The following is a 19,067-nucleotide window of genomic DNA, read 5'->3' as shown; positions in this document are numbered from 1 at the left end:
TTTATTTAAATTACTTACTTGGAGTCACGGCATGTACAAAGACGCTCTCAAAGCTATCCCCGCCCTCGTCGCGGCCCTCGTTCTCTCCGCGTGCGGCGGCGGCGGTGGCGGTGGCGACTCGACGGCGTCGAACCCGACCCAACCGGCAAATCCCCCCGGTGCGCTTCCGTATCAAGTGCAAGGCACGGCCCCGGTCGTCACCGGTGTGGGCGGTAAGCTCGCGGTGCTCTTCGCGCCGAGCACGCTTAGCGCCAACGGTTTGCCGCAGGGAGGCACGCTCTACAACACGGCAGAAGCGCCGATCGCATCGTTCGCCACCTATGCACAGACGGGCGGATACACGACGATCGCCGGTTCCGATACGGCATCGGTCACGCTGAATCAACCCGGCGTCATCGCAGACGTGAACGGATATGGCGGCTTCATCTCGGTCGGGCGGTGGAGCAAGTCCAGCGACTCCAGCGGTGGCACGTACAACGTGAATCAAGGTGCGCCCTATGCAATCGGCAACCCGCTCACGCTTACGGCCGGCACGGGAACGCTGAACTGCACCCGCTACTTCAATACCGCGCCCACCGCCGTGAATGGCAACATCGGGCAAGGGACGGTGAACTCTGCAACCGCAACTCTCGACCTGACGACGCTGACGCTCACGAACCTCGCGGTCAACGTCACGATTGGCTCGGACCAGTCCTACGCTTTCACGGGCGCGAATGCGGCCGTCAATGGAATGACATCGGGTAGCGGCACGACGTTTATCACTCGTGTCATGGGGTCGGACGTGAACGCTCCGCTGATCGCGGTTGCATACGGTGCGAGCGCACCCACCAGCGGCGATATCAATGGGCTTGTCGTCCTGTCCTGCACGAAGCCGGTCTAACGGAAGGAATTGCAGCCCAGTCGAAAGACAGCCGCAAACGAAAGCCCCGCAAATGCGGGGCTTTTTTTATTTGCCGATCGCGTCGACCTGCTTGCGTATCGCGTTCGCTAGCAGTGGCGCCATCGCTTTGACACCGTTTTGGCTCAGATGGTCTGTGTCTTTGAACAGACCGACGCCCCCCTTCACCGTGAAGCATTCGATGCTGCTGCAAAGCGCTTCAAAAGGATCGACTGTCGTTACATTACCCACCTCTAGCGGCAGGCGAGCGATCTGCTTTCCACGTTCCTCGATGTCAGCCTGTCCCGCGCGAGGCACCGACATTTGTGAAATCTCATGGCCAGCGGCGAATTGAGCTCGTGCCCAAACGCGCGGACCATCGCCCCGCGGATTCGGCACGGCCTTGACCAGCACCAGTCGCCCTCCGCGCGTCGCCAGAGTGCTCGCTATGTCTTTCAGAACCCCACCCTCGTATGTCGGCTCGTACCTTTGCCAGTCACCAGCCACGACCACGAGTTTGATCGACGGCGTCCGCATGAAGTAGTCGAAGGCGAAATTCGCGTAATGCTCGCAGCCCGGAAAAACTTCAGCCCCCGATCCGGGAAATACCTTCCCCTTGAAGGGAGGACACCCCCCGAGGGTCGCGACGATGCCAGGCGTGTGAGTTTCCGCCGATACTCTATCCACCACTGGCTGGATCATGTTCGCGAACGAGTCACCCCACAGCATCATCACTGGATGCTCATTCGCCGGCATTCCGCCCAAAGTGCAGAAATCACCGGGTGTGTGTTTCGTGCCGTCCACGTCTCGCATGCAGTACGCGCGCGGCGCATCGCTCTTCATCGCATCGGACGCAGCACGGAGGTACGACGGAAGACGGCCCTGCAATCCCTCCGTCTTGTTCAGCACAGCGGTGAAACCGAAGCCTGCGCCAACACTAAGCACGAACACAGCGCCAATCGCCGTGTTGCGAAGTCGCTTGCGACTCGGCTGCTCCACCAGCAAATACGACACCCAACCGACGATGACCGAGGCCGCAATAAGTGTCGCAATTTGCCACCCTGTCGGTTCGGCCCCTGTCCGCTCACGGAAGCCGACCAATATTGGCCAATGCCACAGGTAAATCGAGTACGACGCCGAACCAAGGAATTGCAGCGGCCACGACGAAAGCACGCGCGCTACAACGCCTTCCCCAGCATAGATCATCAGCGCAGTGCCGGCGACCGGAAGAACCGCACGCCATCCCGGATAGGCGTCGTCCCCGTGAAACCCGAGAACAGCAGCCAGAAGAAGCACCGCACCGACGACCGACAGTAGACTGGCGGTCTTCCGCGCCGGCCGCGTGGCAATAAGCGCCGCGACAGAACCTGCCATGAACTCCCATGCCCGCCCCCACAGCATGTAGAACGTGCTTGCCTGATGCGCGGGTGTGCGTGCAATGCACCACGCAAGCGACACCACCGCCAGGACGCCGAAGGCGACCCACCCAGCTGTTTTCCGGCCCCTGCCAGCACTCGGCCAGAAGAGCGCACAGGTGAACGCGAACAGCAGGTAGAACTGGGATTCAACAGCCAGAGACCATGTATGGAGGAAGATATTTGCTCGAGCGTCGGGCGCGAAGTATCCGCCGACATCGCTAAGGAACGCGTAATTTGAGCGAAAAAGAAGGGACGCCGTTCCGTTCCGCACGAGCCGGCTGAAATCATCCGGCAGGTACGAGAGCGCAGCCCACGAGCAGCAAGCGATGACCGTTACCAGCAGCGCAGGATAGATTCTGCGCAGCCGGTTCAACAGGAACTGCACGGGAGAAAACTGCCCCGCCTGAATGCGCCTATGCGCGATCGAAGTCAGCAGAAAACCCGAGATGACGAAGAACACGTCGACACCGACATATCCGCCGTCGAAAAACCTGACACCGAAGTGAAAGAAAACTACCGAAATAACCGCGATGGCTCGCAGCCCGTTTATATCTCTTCTAAATTCCATGCGCCTTGGTGCATCGCCCAGCTCGCGCCGAGCGCCACAATCTCGTTGTCGTGCCACCGCAACGTACTCGGAAGCAATCGCTGCGGCCCGCAAAGTTCGCCATTTTATCCCGGCCATCAATACGACTTGGGCTTGCTTGGTGTGAATGTCCCCGAATGAAGCACCGCGCCGGAAGCTCTACGACATTCATCCATCTCATCCGTGGACAGTTGCAAGTTATCCTTCAGCCGCTTCATGCACTGCGACTGCATTGCTTTCGCATCAGTCAGATGATCCGCGTACCACTCTTGGGTGTGTGCGCAAGCGAGGCTCGCCATCGTGATGCCAAAGATCGTCCCAACGATCGCCAGCGTAACTCTTGAAACTCGCATAACTGTTCTCTCCGTTGCAGGAAAAAAAAAGCCACGCTGGGCGTGGCTGAAAAGTTCTGGCCATTTCCGAGGGCCGTGCCAGAACCTGAGAGACTAGGAGAAAAGTGCTAACTCTTGATACAGGTGTAATGCCAGAGAGCACTCGCGGCAAAAACCGATGCGTAGTAGAAGCCGGACGGACATACGCCGTTTTGCCAGAACGCAACGCCCATGCATGGAACCTCGGTGCTTGCGGGATCGTTCGGACGCCCGTTGTTTCCGTTGATCGTTACCCCGCCGCACGTCGTTCCGGAAGGCACCGCTGACGCTGATTGCCAGCGCCCACCATTACAGAAAAGAGAGCCGTTGCCGTCGCGACCAACGAGGCCAGGCGTATCGCAAGCAGCACCTGCCGACGCAACACCCGGCTGCAAGTATTCATCGACAAACAATCGGCCTGTCGTTTCAAGCTGTCCATTGCCGCCACCACCGCCAACGACGACGCGATTGCCGCCGAACGGGTTCAGGTAGAGATTTTGACCAGCGGACAGATACATCGTGTTCGGGTTGTACACCGATGCGCCGTTGGTCATCAAGTTGATGCTGCCGTATGTAGTGATCTGACCGTTGACCTGTTGGTTCCCGTTAATTTGCTGGCTGCCGATAGTAGTCGAATTCCCATTGACCTGCTGACTACCATTTACCTGCTGGAAGCCGTCGACCGTGTCGTTACCCGTGGCGTGCCGGCTTCCGTACACCAGCTGATCACCAACTTGCGTTTGTGCGCCCGTCGTCATTGGCGCCCATGCGCTTCCGGCAACGTTCTGTACGTAGAGATTGCCGTTCGTGCGGGCGTATAGGTTTCCGCCGTTGTCGAGAATCTTGGAGGTGTTCATCGTCACCGCGGCGTCCTGTCCGGCGTTGCTCACAACCGAGACGCCGGCCGCGTTGGTGACGCTGTTTTTGTTCATGTCCAGCGTCGTGGACATCTGGTTGACTTCCGGATGGCCGCTCACCTGGTGACGGTACAGATAGTCGTTCGCCTGTGCCGCGTTCGCGAAAAATGCCGCTGCCGCAAGGTGGCCGACGCCCGGTGAGCCGCCGATATTTGCTACTGGCATCGACCAACCCGCCGCAGCATTCTGAACTACGCCCGGAGCCGCGTTCGAGACATACCCACCCGCGCCCCCAAGCATCTTCGAGATACGGGTTAGGCTTCCGTCCGGAATAGTCGATCCGCCCAACGTCACGACCATCATGTCCAACTGCCCACTCGGCTCCTTGTACACGCGCATCGTGTACGTCTGCCCGTAGATGTTGGTCGAGGAAAAGCTGTTCGCTGCGTTCCCCGGTATCGAGCCGGACCACACGTTGTACGCATAGTTGACCGATGGGTTCGCCGCCGCCGCAATCGTTGCAGTGTTCGCGTTGAACCAACTCTGCGCACCTTGCAAGACCAGCGCGAGATTGTCTGCCGCCATGCGATCGTTCTTGAAATCGCCGTCGTACTTGACCCATCCCCCGATCCCAGCGAGCGTCAAACCTACCAGCGCCGAGACGATGGCCGCTTCGATGGATATCACGCCCCGTTGTCGGCGCGCTGCTTGTCGCTTGAACATTATTTGATTGCCGCCGTAGTCCACGCAGCCGCATTCGACTGCTGATCTAAGTCCTGTACCAGAGCACTGAATTTGCCCTCGCGAATCTTCGCCTGCACACTGCTATTGCCTTTGACGCGGAGCATCTTCGTTCGAGCACGCTTTTTATGGCTACCGGCGATCAACACCGGTTCGAGCGTCTGCCAAACAACCAATGCCACACCGTCAGCGAGAAGCTGGGAGGCTGCGCGTTCGTTCTGCGATGCGAGTGCGTGGATACGCTCAAGCCCCTCGATAGGTGACCCGCCATGCCCCGTCGAAACAACTAGCTGACCGTCGATGCCCGCGCGACACGCTTCCGACGAAGTAATGCCGTCGCGAATCTCGCCTAGAAATATCGACTCTGCCCCGCTTCGCGTACCGCGCCGCATCTGCTCCGGATACCCGCCCTTTTGGGGATCGGCCCATACTTGCAACACGAACCCCTTTCCGTGCGGCCCTTCCATTTTCATTTCTGGAGGGTCTTCGATCGCCAGCCCCAGCCCGCCGTACATCTTGATGCGCTCGACAAAAACGGATGCAGCAGTGCTCGTCTTGCCTACCGCGCGCTCGCCGCAGACAAGCACAAGTCCTCGAAGGTTCTCCTGAAGAAGCGCGCCGAGCACAGCGTCACCCAAACCCAAGTCCGCCGCTGCGCGCGGCACGTTCGTCTGACGCAGCGTGAACACGGTCTGATTGATGCTTTCGAGCGCCGTCACGCGATAAGAAACGGTCCCGAAGGTAAGATAAAACTCCGGGTTCCGCTTCGCGCGGTAAAGGTGCTCGCACTTCGCGCGGACTTCTGCGATGTCATCCAACAGATACGATGGAGCAAGCTGTAACGCGGGATTTCCTTCAAGACCCGATATCTGGCTCATCGTCTCGTTGACGATATAGAGGTCGACAAAACGGGTCGCATTAAGACGTTCCACTGCCCCGCCCCCAAGGGTTAGTACGTGCTCGCGAAAGTGACCGTGTTTGTGGTCGCATTGCATGCGGTCTGCGCGTCTGCCGCAGACATCGGGCCGGAATAAGCGCTACCGGAATTCACGGTCGTCGTCGCGAACTGCCCGCCCTGCGTTGCGCTCGAAACGATCTTGACGCAGTTCTTCTGCGGGATACTCGAGTCAGCCATCGTGAAGCCCTGCCCCGTACTCTTCAGGGTGTACGTGCCGCCGAACTGGTTCGAGATGGTCGTACCGTTGACGGGGATGTTCGTCGGCAGCTTGCCGCCTGCGATCACGACCGACGAAAGATCAGTGCCTGAAGTGCCGTAACCCACGGTCGTCTTCGTGTCTTTCACCGCTGTGTAGATCGCAGTGATATTCGACAACTCGGCTGTGTTGTCATTCGACAGGAACGACACCGCGACGCGGCCAGCAACACCGAGCAGAATCAGCGCGACGATCCCCAGCACGATGATCATTTCGATCGACAGCACGCCAGCCTGACGAGCGAGGCGAGCGCCTTGTTTCAAAGCGGGCTTCTGGTTTTGAATGGTCTTCATGGTCGAAAATTTCCTACGTTGGAATTTGATTTAAATATATCACTATATCGACGTAGCAGACAACCTTTGTCTGCACGTCACAACTCAGTTCAACATACCGCTACTCAAAGCGTTCACACCTTGGACGATTGCCATGATCAACAGGCCACCGGCCAGAATCGCGATCTGTTTGAAGATCGCGGAAGCTGTCGCAAGCCGGTCCACGCTTTCGTCCAGCCAGTCCTCGCCAAACTCTTTCAGCTGTGCCTCGCCGCCTTCCATGCTGCCGATTACGCTCACATACGCGATAGCATCGCGACTCGGGAACTCGAATCCACTCGCACGCAAGGCTTGCCCGAGATCCAGCCCGTTTTTGACCCCTAGCAGCGCGCCATCGAGCCGTTCGGCCATGTACGGATTCGCGCGCTCCAGCATCATTTCCAGAATCTCTTTTTTCGGGACATTTGCTTCGAGAAGCACGCCGACGTTGTACAGAAAGATCGCACCTTGAACGATCCGGTACATGCTCCACGGCGGAAACTTGTCCAGGAAAAATCTCGTTTTACCCGTCAGCCGAGGCATGCTCAAACCAATGCCGATCGACGCAGCGAGTGTAAGCAGCAGCACCACGGCGCCGTTATCTGCCACAAACGAAGAAAGCCACGACAGCAGATGGACGCTCGAGTCCATGTTTTCCGGCTTCACGCTCATGAGCAAGCGCGGCATAACTTTCGTCGCGATAAGGTAGAACGCCCCGCCCACGCTCAGCATAAGCATTGCCGGATAGGTCACCGCGCTTATCAGCGCCTTGCGCATCATTCCCTTGCGCTTGATAACCTCCGCTCCCCGCATGAGTGCATCCGCTACTTTACCGCCCCGATCCCCCGTCGCTATCGTTGAGTGCTCATCGAACGGAACCCACTGCTGGAGAATGAATGACAGCGCGCGCCCGTTGTCGACGCCAGCAATGCAATCCTGAAGAACGATCGCCTCGATCCGATCGGGCTTCTTGCCATTGTCGCTATATACCTCGTAGGAGGTCACCAAAGCCTGCCGCAAGGGGACGTTGTTGCGTAGCAGTGTTGCCAGACTCTTGTAGAGCTTCAACCGCTGCTTTGCGCCGAACCACATCGAATACCAGACTTGGTCGATCGACTCTTTAGACAATGAAAACATGCTTGACCCTATTGGATGATGAGGCTGTCTTCGTCAAGACCGCACACCGCTTCTTCGCCCATAAATGGGTCCACTATCCCTTCATTGATCTTTTGAATCAGATGTTGGCACTTCGTCATTCCGCCCATTTCATTAACCCAGTACGACCGCGCGGCCGCCGATCCGCCGTCGTCACGACGGTATTCATTCAGCAATGACTGGCTAGTCAATACGGCTTCCGCAACCACCGTCCGATCCACGATGCCCAAACCTCCGCACGTCGGGCAATCCTTCTTATTGCCTGCGATGTAGACGCCACCCGGCACACAGAATCGGCTAACGCGCTCGCGCAAGTCTTCCGACACGTCGCTCATGAACTTCGAAAAAGGACGTTTGCAAGCAGGGCAAAGAACCGGAGCCAAAGATTGATTCACGACCCCCGTGAAAAGGCTTGCGTCCGTCAACCGACGAATAGGCACGGCGAGGTCCGCGAGACGATCGAAGGTCGCAAATGCGTCCTTGGCGTGCGTTGTTGTCCACATTCCGTGTCCTGTCATCGCGGCCTGAATCGCCGCCATCGTGGACGCGAGGTCGCGAAGCTCCCCGACCATCAGGTAATCGGGATCGAGTCGCATCAGGTTTGCGATCGAACGCGCCCATTCCCGCGCCACCTGGACTTCGTCATCGAGGTCGCACAGCAGCGGGGTTTGGACCGCGCCGGCGATAACGTATTCCAGCGGTTGCTCAACCGTCATCAGGTTGATGCGGCCACTATGAAGCTTCAGCAGCATCGAGAGCACGACCTGTAGCGCAGTAGATTTGCCAGAGCCCGTTACGCCGGAAAAGATGTTGACGCCCTTGCGGCGGATCATCGTATTGATCGCTGCAATCTGGCGAGGGTTGTAGCCGAGTTCCTTCAGATCGTGACGCTTCTTGCTACTGCCGTACAACAGGCGCAACTCGAAAAGGTTGCCGTATTCCATCGGGCGCGTTGCGATACGAGCGCCGTTCAGACCCGCGCTTTTGATTGTCTCGCGCGACAGGCGCGCGTCCTGCGAAAGCCGATCGTTGTAGTTGCCGTCACCGACATCGCACATCGAGCCGTACATGCAACGACACAGGACTTGCCCTTCTTCCGGATCAATCTCGCGGTGAACGAAGAGCAAGCCGTGAATGCGCAGCTTGATGATCGACTTATCCTGATAGTTCAGGATGTGAATATCGGTTGCATCGAGCTTGACTGCGTCTTTGATGAGATTGATTGCCTTTACCTGTACGTCGCTGATGTCCGTCCGGCGCACAGTGGTTTTCGCGCTCGATACGTCAAGCGCCGCGCGAATCTCTTCCACCGGCACCAAGCGAATCGTGAATCGGATGTCGTACCGTTCCAGCAGTTGCTGATACGCCATAACAGCGTGGTCAGTTTTGTACGAATCCCACACCAGCAGCGTCAAGTCAGACAAGAGCGCCACCTTCCCTTTCGCTGCTTCTGGAGGCGGATACTTTGTCGACTGCAACAGCGTCGGCTTTTCGGCCACACTACTGATGTGTGACTGGTCGCTCATGTCCATGACGTTGCCCCTTAATGAGCGGTGGAATTTGGTGCGCCCGCCATAGTCGGCGTCAGGTGCGGCACATTAGAGGGCTGCGGTTGCGGCACTGGGGCGCCGGCCATCGGGTTCGGCGGCGGCAACACGATCAGCCCATTCGACGCTGCTGGCTGCGGAGTGGTCGGCGTAGCGGACAGACCCGATCCGGACGACACCGGAACATCGAAGACGCGACCATTGCGCGCCTTCAATTGAATCAGGGAGGTGTCCGGATGAATTTTCATCAGCACGTATCCCCCGGGCACACGATCACCCTCGCGAGCGTCGATCTTTCCGTTCGCGTAGGAAAGCGTCGCCTCGCTAACGCCGTTTGCTTCCACGATGCGCGTCAGCTGCGGAATGCCCGAATCGACCGTTGCAGCCGAGCCGCCCGGACCTTCGCCGTTGATTTTTCGCAGGTCTGCGTAGACCTGTTCTTTAGCGAGTCGAGCCTTCCCGAGAAGAGTGTCGGACTGGATTGTCGCGAGGTCGCCAACCGTCGCCACCGCGGGAACGGTCTGGCCGATCGCGTCCGTTGCGATCAAACCGAACGCGACGAGCGCGAGAATAAGATGACTATTTTTTCGCATAGATATTTCCTTCAACATGCCAAGTAAGCGTTGCGTCATCGCCGTTCAGCTTCGTCGTGATTCCCTCGATCCGAAGCCCCGGAATGCCGGCCAGCGTCGCGGTTGTGGCCATACCGGCAACAAAATGCGACACGGGCTGCAAGGGACCGTCGAAGGCGAAATGAAACTGCCGCCAGGTTGCGATAGGAGGATCAAGCGGCGGCTGACCGTCTGGAACCTTCGGCGGGTCGATCTTCACGGGCCGCTCTTCCAGCGTCGGCGTCACTGCAATCTGCTGGAAATGCGTCATGAAGGTGCTCATGTCGTCGTCCGGCGATGCAATGACATCGTCGCCACCAGCTGGAACTGCGAAGCCGAGCGTTACGGTCGCCTCATCTCCACCACTGAAAACTGCCGGCGCGCCAAAGAGTTCTGGCGCGGCGACGCGCATTTCTTCCACCGTTCCGCCATTGCGTGAGAATCGCGCCACGGCTCTACTACTGCCACACTCGGCGCTTTCGAATGTCCAGCCCTTCACGCTCAACGGCAACGCATTGGTCACTTTTGAACAGGCGACGATGAAGTCCATCGCGTTGGCTTGAACTGCCCACGGGTGCGCAAGCGCAGCCTCCACCAGCTTCCTGCGAGCGGTCGCGTTCAGATCATCGAGATGCTTCTTCGCTGCGGCACGCTGAATCGCTGCCTGCCGCTCTTGCTCTTCCTGTTCATGCTGATGCCAAGCGACATATCCCCCGATGACACCCAGCGCCGCCAGAACACCGACGCTCGCAATCACCAGCTGACGGGAGGACATGCCGAACGTCAGTTGCTTCAGCCGGTTTTCCTTCCTCACCGACTTCGCGGAAAGCAACTGATAAATGTCGCGATCCTGAGACGCAAACTCCAACTCAGGCGGCGCAAAGATGGATTCAGCGTCGAATGAATACGTGTTGTGAGCGTTCGTAAGCATCTGCTTCGCTTGCTCTGCCGTCGCGCAAAGGCGGTCGACGCCAGGGCAAATAAGCATCTCGTGAACGGCCACCACTGCGTATCTGCCGTCCGACAAACGGAAAGCGCCAAGCCAGGAGTCACCGAGCACACTGGCGAGCGAAGCTGCGAGGCTAAACATGCCCTTCAGGTTGCGCGATCCGCTATCCACGAAACCAGCTTGAATACGCGTGCCGCGTCGAATCGCGACGATGTCCCACCCGTTCTGCTTTCCGAACGACTTCGCTTCCGCCATATAGCTGCGAGCGTTATTCAGCGGTTGCCAGAACAGGTTGGAAACGAAGCCATGCCCGTTGATTTCGACGTATTGCAGATCCTGACGAACCGGAGCGTCGTCGCGGACTTGGCCCTTGGAGCGCCTACGGGATGCTTTGAGCACGATGGTTACTCCGCAGCCAGAACCGGCGTAATCAAAACCACGAGCATCGTGTGCGAGCGCGTGACATTGACGCCGCCGCCCAGCAGGAAGAACTTGTCGCTGCCCGCCCCGTCACGCGTCGAATTCTGGTCGTCATAGTCCTGACCGGCCAGCATCACGGTATCGCCTGCATGCACCTTGATCGTGTTCGAGGTGTTCAGCGGCAAAAGAATGTCCGGCAGTTCGATGGTCGATCCGCCGCTGGATACCGTCCGGGGTTGCCCCTTCTGGCTCGACAGATTGATATTCATGCGCAACAGAATGTCGTTGTTATCCAGAACGTTCGGCAGCATCGAGATATTGAAACCGGTGTTGATCGTGCCGGGTTGCAAGGTCGTGGTCGAACCGACTTGCGCTGTCTGCGTCTGCGACGAGCTTGCGAGGTAGCTTTGCTGCTCGCCGGTTTGCGTCGCAACCGAGTTCAGGTTCATGGTCGGCAATTGCGTGCTGCGCAGAAGTCGCGCTTTGCCTTGTTCGTTCAGCGCGCTCAGGATCGCGGACGTACCGCCCCACGGCGAGCCCGACGTGTTCAGGATCGAGAAGGTGCCATTAATCGCTGCGGCAGGCGCCGAGAACGCGTTTGCAAGACCGATGCCGTACTTGCCGGTGAGGGTCTTGTACAGCGCCTGCCAGCTAATGCCTGCCGCGTCCGTGTTTGTCACCGTGACCGACAGCACTTGCACGTTGAACGTGACGAACTTATCGAAAACCTTGTTCTTCGCATCCACGTAGTGCGCAACAGCATCGAGCACAGACGGCGTACCACGAACCGTAATGCCACCGGTCGACGGTGAAATGCTCACGCGATTGACCGGACCCGGCGCGATAGCGTTGAGGTCGTTCTGGATGTCGTTCCACAATGAAGTCTTCATCGACACCACGGTCGTTTGCATCGTATTCGTGGAGCCGCTGCCACTGCCGCTGCTACCTCCACCACCCGACACGCTCGAACCGGAACCAGAGACGCCATTCACCTGAGTCGTGCCGCTTTGGAATTCCGACTTCATGTCGGTGTCCGTTGCAATCAGGTGGATGTTGAACATCTTCGTGTCGACGCCGTAGATGATGACCGCACGACCGTTGTTCTCAGGCTTCCACGCGATGCCGACGCGCGCCGTGACCATGTCCAGCAGTCCGTTCAGATCGCCGCTGTAGTTGACGTCGATCTTATGATCGCCTGTCATGGTGGCGGAACCAGCCGCCCCCATGTTGGGCGTATTGATAGCAGGAACCGGAAGGCCATTCACGACAGTCGGTGCCGACTTCGTCTCGCCGTTGCTCAGGTCGCGGTTGTAGATCGCTGCCAGCGCATCGGGAGTGACACGCACAGGAATCTTGCACTTCTTCGTGATGACCTGACTGAATTCCAGAATCGAAACCGGTTCATCCGTCACGATCTTGAGGCTGCAATTCAGTTGCGGGACATCCGCCACGCGCGTTTCCGTAATCGGGACGAGCGACACCCACTGCTTGTCGAGATAGCGAACCGTCTGGTCTGTCTGACTCGGATTTGCAACCGGACGCTTCAACGCGTCACCGATCCTCGATGCGTCTGCGTCGGTCGCGTGCTCGATGTCGCTCGCATGCTCGAAGGTTTGGCAACCGGAGAGCGCTACCGCTACCGCCGCCATACACATTAAATAAAATGATTTTCGGATCATGATTTAACTGTATTTGAGGTGTACGTACAGAAGTCGTTGGGACGGGTTGATTTCAATCGCAAGCGGCTTCTTCGCACGCTCATACAGTCGGATGCAATCGCCCGCCGCCTTGTCGATCGACCCCTGAAAGTGAAGCGCCGCGACGATCGGGTAGTTGACGGACTTATCCACGCCGTCAGGCGCATCCCATACCAGAGTCCACTGCGCCTGGTTAGCCCACTTCTGGATCGAATCACGCAGCGTAGAGCCAGCAGGCGCAGTCCACATCGGCACAATTCCCGCGTCGGGAACCGGCTGCTGTGCCGCCTTCGGATCGGCCGGCAAGATCGTCGGCGCAATACCTGCCGCAGTTGGTGGAATCGCGACGATCTGGCTCGTCGGCCTTCCCGTCGCTTGCGTTGCAGTCGATCCGTCGTCAACGAGCACCATTCCGGCCATCGCCACGGAGGGGACCAACAGCGCAGCAGGTAACAATAGTTTTTTCATCGCTGTCCCTTCGTTTCTCGATGCTATTTCCAACGTCAGAAAAAGACACCGCCCAAGTAAGCCTGATAGCACTTGTTCGCTATCAGGATATATTTATATCATTCTCATACAATCAAACAGTAGCGTCAAACTTTTTTTCTGATCAAAGCCGGATCGCGACGCTGCACCAGCTTTCAGCGACTTCCAACGTCAGAAGTCGCTTACACATCGAGACGCCCTTGCGGATTCTCAACGAACTCGAAACGAAGCGAATGCACGGCACGACCGCGCTTTTGGGGCACCCATTGGATGACCAAATCTGCCTTCTCGTTGAGTTCATCGACCGCCATGTCTATCACGCGGCGCTTGATGTCTGCGAACCGGTACGTTTCAGGAATTTCCAACGTCGCACGCAGATCATCAACCGTAACCAGCAATACTCCACGATCCTTTTCGCGCATCAGCAGTTCGAGCAGACGCCAGGAATATATTGACTGAAGCCCTTGGGCGAACTTCAACTGATACGAGACGAATCGGCTTTTCAGCAAAAAGATGTGCGGCGTTAGGTCGGGCGAAAAACAAATCTCTGCCCACCCTTCGCCGTCGTGATAAGTAGCCTTCCAGACCCAGCGCAGGTTGACCTTCTTTTTGCCGTCCATGTACGTCAGCTTGCGCTCGTAGAGACTCGCACACGCCTCCTTCAAGCCCTTGTACGCAGCGGCCGACTGCTTCTCTCCGGATCGTGGCGACAATGCCGCCACAGCTGCGAACTCGTCCGCGCGAACCCGCACAGACACGTATCCGTCGCTTTTCCCATGATGGTACGGAGACTTTTTGCTGTCGACGCTACGAAGCGCCGTCATCATCAGCCGCTTTTCATTGAGCGAAAGCCCTTGCTGCGCATTGACTAGCGCTCGGCTCATGGCGACCGTGCCTTTGACGCGGCCATCGCCTTCGAGAATGTCAGGATTGAGGTGCGAAATCTCGATAGGCATGGACTCAACGATCTGCACAGCCGAACCTAGCGACTCTTCTTCGCCGGCTTCTTCCAGACTGCCCAGTCGATCCTCTACCATGTCCGTGTTCACTCAACTCTCCTGTTCAAACGTGACGCAAGCGGTTGCCGTCACTTTACAACGGTGACACCAACGTTTCAAGTCACCAATGTGGATAACGGCCGCAATCTGTCACATGCAGACCACAATCCGTCCACGAGGGACCGTGATCTGTCACCACTCGGCCATCAAACGTCACATTTCGCATATTTCGAATCCTCTTGAAACCTTGTTGGGTAAGGGTTTGCCGACTTATCCCCATGCGTTTACAAAAGGTGTTACTAAAGGCTTTACGATGTGTTTTACAAAAGCACCTTATTTAAAATTTTTCCTCATTGAACGGCAAACAAACCACTCACGCTCTGCGTTGTGCGTCCGCAATGCGCCAGGGGACCTTGCTTTCAGCGTGCGAGCAGCGACACGGACCATAAAACGTCACCTTTCGCGCCTTATCGACATTCGCTGTCCGGTTCTCCCTGATGAGTCGGGACCACAAAACGTCACCTTTCGCTACTGATTCAGACCGTGACCTCGTGGGCAGTGACTGAGCGAAGCGTCCAAGAGCGACGGACCACAATCTGTCACCTTGGATGAACCCCCGTCGACCAGTACGCGACTGCGAATCAGCCGGCGCTAAAGCTCAATTCGGCACTATGTGTTCGATTGTTATGAAAATCCGCGCTAATGATCGCCGATCTGGACGTGAATCCGACAACTGGACGGCACATTCGATAGGCCACAAAACGTCACCTTTCGGCGCGACGGAAAGCGGCATTCGACGATGCGAGCGCTTTTAGCGGACCACAAAACGTCACCTTTCAGGGCGCATACAGCTAAAGGCGGGCCACACGGCGTCACCTTTGCTGCTAATGAATGCGGACTTTTCCCAATCAGAATCGGATCGCGAGTGTGAAAGTGACTGATTTATAAGGGTTTTTCCATATCGTTATTTGTATGAAGTGAATGCGAGCGTCAGGCCACTATCCGTCACCTGTAACGCTATGGCTACGGCGCAGGCAGGCCACGGTTTGTCACTTTTCGCTCGCGGCGTCGTTCGGGAGGCTCGCGCGAGCGCATAAAACTAGTCAGATGCGACCTCATAACGTGATCCGCGTGCTCATTCGTTTCGCGCCCACACGACGGGAACCGAGAACAGACGGCCCCACGCCGCAGTCGCCTCGTGCTGAATTCTGGAGATGCTTGTACCGCGAGCCCACCAGTCATTAGCGGCACCTACAAGCAGCGTTGGCCGATGTATAAAGCTGTGCAGCACCGGCCAGATAAGCAGTTGCTCGTAGCAAATGAGCGTTGCGACGCGCCTTTGAGCGACATCTTGCACGCCGGAGCCCGCCCAGTGACCGTCAGCGCCGCCTTCAGTCCAAGGCTTCCACATCGAGTACGGGACTGGCACCCGATCCGCGAGCCACTTACCGCCGTCCGCTCCGACGCTGAACAAGGCGTTTTCATAGTGCGTGTTTCGATCGAGTGGCAAGAGGGCGCCGACTAGCACGGTCTGACCGCGCTTGGTCAGGACGCCAGCCATCCTTTGCCACCAGATCGCGTTCATTGACCAATCGCCTCCCACGAGTTCGGGGAGGACAAATACGCGGACATTGGGGTTTTCTGAAGAGCGCTGATCCACAATATCGAGGAGCGCATGCAACCGCGCATAGTCATCGTCTGAACCATGTGCGGCGCCAAGATCTGTGTTGACGGCCATCCAAGTAGCGTCTTGTTGCTCGTGATATCGCGCGTTAAGTGCCGAAGCGGAAATCGCGAGCCCGACAAGAACGACAACAGGGCGACGAGTCTGGGCTAGGTAGGCGAGGGCGGCGACACAGAGCGCGAAACCAAACCATCCTGTTCCGGGAAATAACGCCCCGGCTGCGGTGATCGGGTTTGCCCATCCGACAACGCCGATAGGTGGAATCGACGTGAATAGAAGGGCAGCGAGAACGCGCAGAGGGCGATGCTTTTCGCCCCAAAGACCGGCCCAAACTGATGCGAGCAGTAAGCTCGGCATAGTCCAGATAGCTATACCGTAGGCCCATGAGGGGAGGGCAGGATCGTCACCGAAGAAAACGCCCGCACCGAGAATAAGCCCGCGACCGGCAACCAGATAATAGGCTGCGGCTGTCAGAAAAGCCCAGCGACGCGAGCGAGCGAAGCGCCATAAAAATATGAACAAGGGAAGGGCGCACAAGCCCGACACATCGCCACTCCATGCAATCAAGCCAACGAGCGCAGCGGCAATCGGGCAGGCGAGCATACGCGCATGTTCTTTTATCGTTTCCACCCCGTATCCACCCTATTAACTCGGCCTGCTCCCAGCGACCGCGCCTGTCCGAGCAAAGTTTGTATTTCGCGTTCCAGCACACCGATTCGACGCGGAACATTGGCTCGCACGTCTTCGTCGCCTTCCTCGACTACCGCCCACAAATGTTCCAGCTCGCTGCAAACGACGCGGATTCTCGCCGCGATCTGATCCGCTTGACGAAGCTCAGCGGCTTCATCACTCGAAAACGCCTCTAATGAGACGATCGCAACAGCGAGGGAGCGGTAAAGCCCGGTAATTCGGCCCACGCTCCGTACCAGATCGGACTCGCCAGCGGATCGGAAGACCATTGCGTTTCTGACGTTGGAAAAACACCGTAACCAAAACCGACTCATGCGACCTTCACGAGTCGCAACCGAGGCTCGTAGCCAACATCCCGAAGTCCCGCGAGCAGCGGCGAACCTACGAACTCGGAAAGGTCGATATGGGCCAGCGCGTAGCGTTCGATAACTGCCACGAGTCGCTGAGCGTCCGTGGTCAAACCTGCGTCGTTCGGTTTCTCGACGCGTGACTTGTCTTCCGGAATCGAGACGCGCGCAGCGGCGATCTTCTCGTTCGCGGCATGCAACTGCTCACGCAGAGCGTTGTTCTCGTTGACGAGCGACGCATTCGAGCTTTCGAGTTCGGCCGTGCGTTCCTCAGCAGCGTTGCAACGGATCGTCAACTGCTCGATGCGCAGGTGCGAATCATCCAACCCACGCGTCGAGGCCATGTCTTCATCCACGACGGGCGTGGACGCTTCGGGCACGAGGGAATCAGCGTGTGTCGCCGCCGCCTGTAGTTCATCCATGGGTTGATGCATGCTTGCCTGGAGAGTGCTCGCCGGCATGTCGTCCGAGGTCGTGACCACGTCGACGCTGACGAGGCGAGCCAGCAGCTTCGCTTCGATATCCTTGTCGCGTGCGAGAACACTGGCTTTCGCCCAACCGAACTTGTTCAGCACGTAGTTGATGTTCGTATAGTGCTCGACAGCCTGACCATACACAGTGAAAAGCTCGCCTTCATTTGCGATCACGAGCCTGCATTGCGCGTGTTCGGCGTCGTCGCCGGCAGAAACCCAAATACCCGCCTGATGCGGGTCTTCCACATACCCGAAAGTTTCCAGATATACGGACTGTTCGGCAATGCTGCACACATCGCCATCCAGCATGACTAGCTGGGCGACGGAATGATCGGGCAAAAGAGACATAATCAAACTCCTTAAATTAAATGACTAGCGCTTATGCGATAGCTGCCTGATCGTCACTTTTCGCGCCGTCAGACATGAACGATGGGACAGTCAGACCTGCACTCTTGTAGATGCGCCGAAACACTTCGTCGCGACCGCTTTTCTCCCATTCAGCAATGCGCCACTGGTGGTCGTGGCTAATGCCATTTGCCGCCTTCGCGTACAAGCGAGAAAGGAACTGATCATTTGCGTGAAGCCAGTAAGCAAGGCCGTTGCACTTTTTGAAGACTTCCGGCGCGTGCATGTGAAGGGCTTCTGCCACCTCAGCGCTCTCGCTTATGCGTTTGCTAATGCCGCCAACATTGGTGTTCAAGACGGCCAGCACGCCCGATAGGTACTGATCCTTTTCGGCACGCTCAGCATGCTCATGCTTCCACAGATATTCCTGGCACTTGAAATTCCGGTCCATCTTTGCCAGCAGGTAATAGCACAACAACGCAAGACCAATGCACATCAGGACCGCGAAGACGAGTGCAACAATCAATACAGTGGTCATCGAAAAGCTCCTTATTTAATTCGCCAGCCGAAACTGCGCCGAGTCGCCTCGTCGTAGGGGATACAGTAGTTTGCGCTCCCTTCTTTATGAGTCTGGTAGTTCGAGGGGCATTCGAGCATGGTCCGAATGTTGTTGAGTTGCGCGAATGTTTTGGCTGCTCGACCTTCCGCCGACTGCGCCCAAGCCGCGTCAACCATGACGCCGACCGCACCCGAGCGCGTGCCGATCTTGTACGCGCCCCATGCGACTGCGCCAATCAACACAGTGGATACCGCGAATGCGGCGACGATCGCAAAGACGACGTTGCGGCGGTATCCATGCGACGCAATGACTTTCCCAGCTTCAATGGCTTTGTCGGCCATTTCACGCGTTGTCTTAGTGACGTTTTCGATCATGCTGCCGCGGACTGCACGTTCCGCCGCTTCTGCCGCAGCTTCCAGCGCAAGGCGATGATCGGCGAGAAGGCCGCGTGCCTGCGTAGCGATCTTCTCAGGAATCTCGCCGTACAGGATTTCGAAGTGACCAAAGGCCAGCAGCAACGCCCAAACGCTGTCGTGTTCGGAAAAGCCGCACGTTTCTTTGATCTTGTAGAACTTCGCAACTTCATCGGGTGTCGGTTCACGCGCGATGAGCGCTTGTAATGCTTGTTCGATCGGTTTCATCGTTAGTCGGTGTAAAGAGCGTCGTCTAGGGCGTCGATCAAGCTGTCTCTCCAATCTCTTACAACAATCTTTGCGTAAACGAATTAGCTA

17 protein-coding genes are annotated in these 19,067 nt (G+C 57.5%); 2 read left to right on the top strand and 15 right to left on the bottom strand.

Going from position 1 to position 19,067, the window contains the following annotated elements:
* The first annotated feature begins 31 nt into the window (after positions 1–31).
* On the top strand, positions 32–880 hold the full coding sequence (locus QCE79_RS34610) for a hypothetical protein (protein WP_309852335.1): 849 nt from the start codon (positions 32–34) through the stop codon (positions 878–880).
* A 66-nt stretch (positions 881–946) separates the two neighbouring features.
* Here QCE79_RS34610 and QCE79_RS34605 read toward each other — a convergent pair whose 3' ends face one another.
* The 12 genes from QCE79_RS34605 to QCE79_RS34550 all read right to left on the bottom strand — a co-directional run bounded on the left by QCE79_RS34605 (position 947) and on the right by QCE79_RS34550 (position 16,552).
* Positions 947–2,863 (bottom strand): acyltransferase family protein, encoded by a 1,917-nt coding sequence (locus QCE79_RS34605; protein ID WP_309852332.1) that lies wholly within the window; start codon positions 2,861–2,863, stop codon positions 947–949.
* A gap of 478 nt (positions 2,864–3,341) precedes the next feature.
* Positions 3,342–4,856, bottom strand: coding sequence for a shufflon system plasmid conjugative transfer pilus tip adhesin PilV (gene pilV, locus QCE79_RS34600; protein WP_309852329.1), 1,515 nt, complete (start codon positions 4,854–4,856; stop codon positions 3,342–3,344).
* Positions 4,832–5,782, bottom strand: coding sequence for an ATPase, T2SS/T4P/T4SS family (locus tag QCE79_RS34595; protein WP_309852325.1), 951 nt, complete (start codon positions 5,780–5,782; stop codon positions 4,832–4,834). Before QCE79_RS34595 ends, pilV begins: the two co-directional genes overlap by 25 nt.
* A gap of 17 nt (positions 5,783–5,799) precedes the next feature.
* A complete protein-coding gene (locus QCE79_RS34590) occupies positions 5,800–6,357 on the bottom strand; it encodes a type 4 pilus major pilin (RefSeq protein WP_309852322.1) in 558 nt (185 codons plus the stop codon).
* An 84-nt stretch (positions 6,358–6,441) separates the two neighbouring features.
* Positions 6,442–7,512 (bottom strand): type II secretion system F family protein, encoded by a 1,071-nt coding sequence (locus tag QCE79_RS34585; RefSeq protein ID WP_309852319.1) that lies wholly within the window; start codon positions 7,510–7,512, stop codon positions 6,442–6,444.
* Between the two features lie 8 nt (positions 7,513–7,520).
* Positions 7,521–9,062 carry an ATPase, T2SS/T4P/T4SS family gene (locus QCE79_RS34580; protein ID WP_309852315.1) on the bottom strand — a complete coding sequence of 514 codons (1,542 nt, stop codon included), beginning with the start codon at positions 9,060–9,062 and terminating at the stop codon, positions 7,521–7,523.
* Positions 9,063–9,073: 11 nt separating this feature from the next.
* Entirely contained in the window at positions 9,074–9,670 is a 597-nt protein-coding gene (gene pilP, locus QCE79_RS34575) for a type IV pilus biogenesis protein PilP (protein WP_309852311.1), read from the bottom strand.
* Positions 9,657–11,036, bottom strand: coding sequence for a type 4b pilus protein PilO2 (pilO2, locus tag QCE79_RS34570; protein WP_309852308.1), 1,380 nt, complete (start codon positions 11,034–11,036; stop codon positions 9,657–9,659). The genes pilP and pilO2 overlap by 14 nt, the downstream gene beginning before the upstream one ends.
* 5 nt (positions 11,037–11,041) lie before the next feature.
* On the bottom strand, positions 11,042–12,736 hold the full coding sequence (locus QCE79_RS34565) for a PilN family type IVB pilus formation outer membrane protein (protein ID WP_309852305.1): 1,695 nt from the start codon (positions 12,734–12,736) through the stop codon (positions 11,042–11,044).
* Between the two features lie 3 nt (positions 12,737–12,739).
* The gene (locus tag QCE79_RS34560) at positions 12,740–13,222 is read right to left on the bottom strand and encodes a TcpQ domain-containing protein (RefSeq protein WP_309852303.1); all 483 of its coding nucleotides are present in this window, start codon (positions 13,220–13,222) and stop codon (positions 12,740–12,742) included.
* A 200-nt stretch (positions 13,223–13,422) separates the two neighbouring features.
* Complete coding sequence (locus QCE79_RS34555) at positions 13,423–14,289, bottom strand: replication initiation protein (protein WP_309852300.1); 867 nt, start codon at positions 14,287–14,289, stop codon at positions 13,423–13,425.
* A gap of 1,084 nt (positions 14,290–15,373) precedes the next feature.
* Positions 15,374–16,552, bottom strand: a complete 1,179-nt coding sequence (locus QCE79_RS34550; RefSeq protein WP_309852297.1) for a nitrilase-related carbon-nitrogen hydrolase — start codon at positions 16,550–16,552, stop codon at positions 15,374–15,376.
* Positions 16,553–16,611: 59 nt separating this feature from the next.
* On the opposite strand from QCE79_RS34550, the gene QCE79_RS34545 reads away from it, so the two are divergent.
* Positions 16,612–16,788 carry a hypothetical protein gene (locus QCE79_RS34545; protein ID WP_309852294.1) on the top strand — a complete coding sequence of 59 codons (177 nt, stop codon included), beginning with the start codon at positions 16,612–16,614 and terminating at the stop codon, positions 16,786–16,788.
* Positions 16,789–16,922: 134 nt separating this feature from the next.
* Here the strand turns inward: QCE79_RS34545 and QCE79_RS34540 are convergent, their stop codons facing one another.
* The 3 genes from QCE79_RS34540 to QCE79_RS34530 are packed head-to-tail and all read right to left on the bottom strand — an operon-like array spanning position 16,923 to position 18,977.
* A complete protein-coding gene (locus QCE79_RS34540) occupies positions 16,923–17,780 on the bottom strand; it encodes a hypothetical protein (protein ID WP_309852291.1) in 858 nt (285 codons plus the stop codon).
* Positions 17,781–17,811: 31 nt separating this feature from the next.
* Positions 17,812–18,315 (bottom strand): hypothetical protein, encoded by a 504-nt coding sequence (locus QCE79_RS34535; RefSeq protein ID WP_309852288.1) that lies wholly within the window; start codon positions 18,313–18,315, stop codon positions 17,812–17,814.
* 11 nt (positions 18,316–18,326) lie between these two features.
* Positions 18,327–18,977 (bottom strand): DUF6753 family protein, encoded by a 651-nt coding sequence (locus QCE79_RS34530; protein WP_309852285.1) that lies wholly within the window; start codon positions 18,975–18,977, stop codon positions 18,327–18,329.
* Positions 18,978–19,067: the final 90 nt, after the last annotated feature.

It is taken from the genome of Caballeronia sp. LZ003, from assembly GCF_031451465.1.
Taxonomy (GTDB): Bacteria; Pseudomonadota; Gammaproteobacteria; order Burkholderiales; family Burkholderiaceae; genus Caballeronia.
Note: the sequence above shows the minus strand (reverse complement) of the source record. Positions and strands in the feature narration are given on the sequence as shown.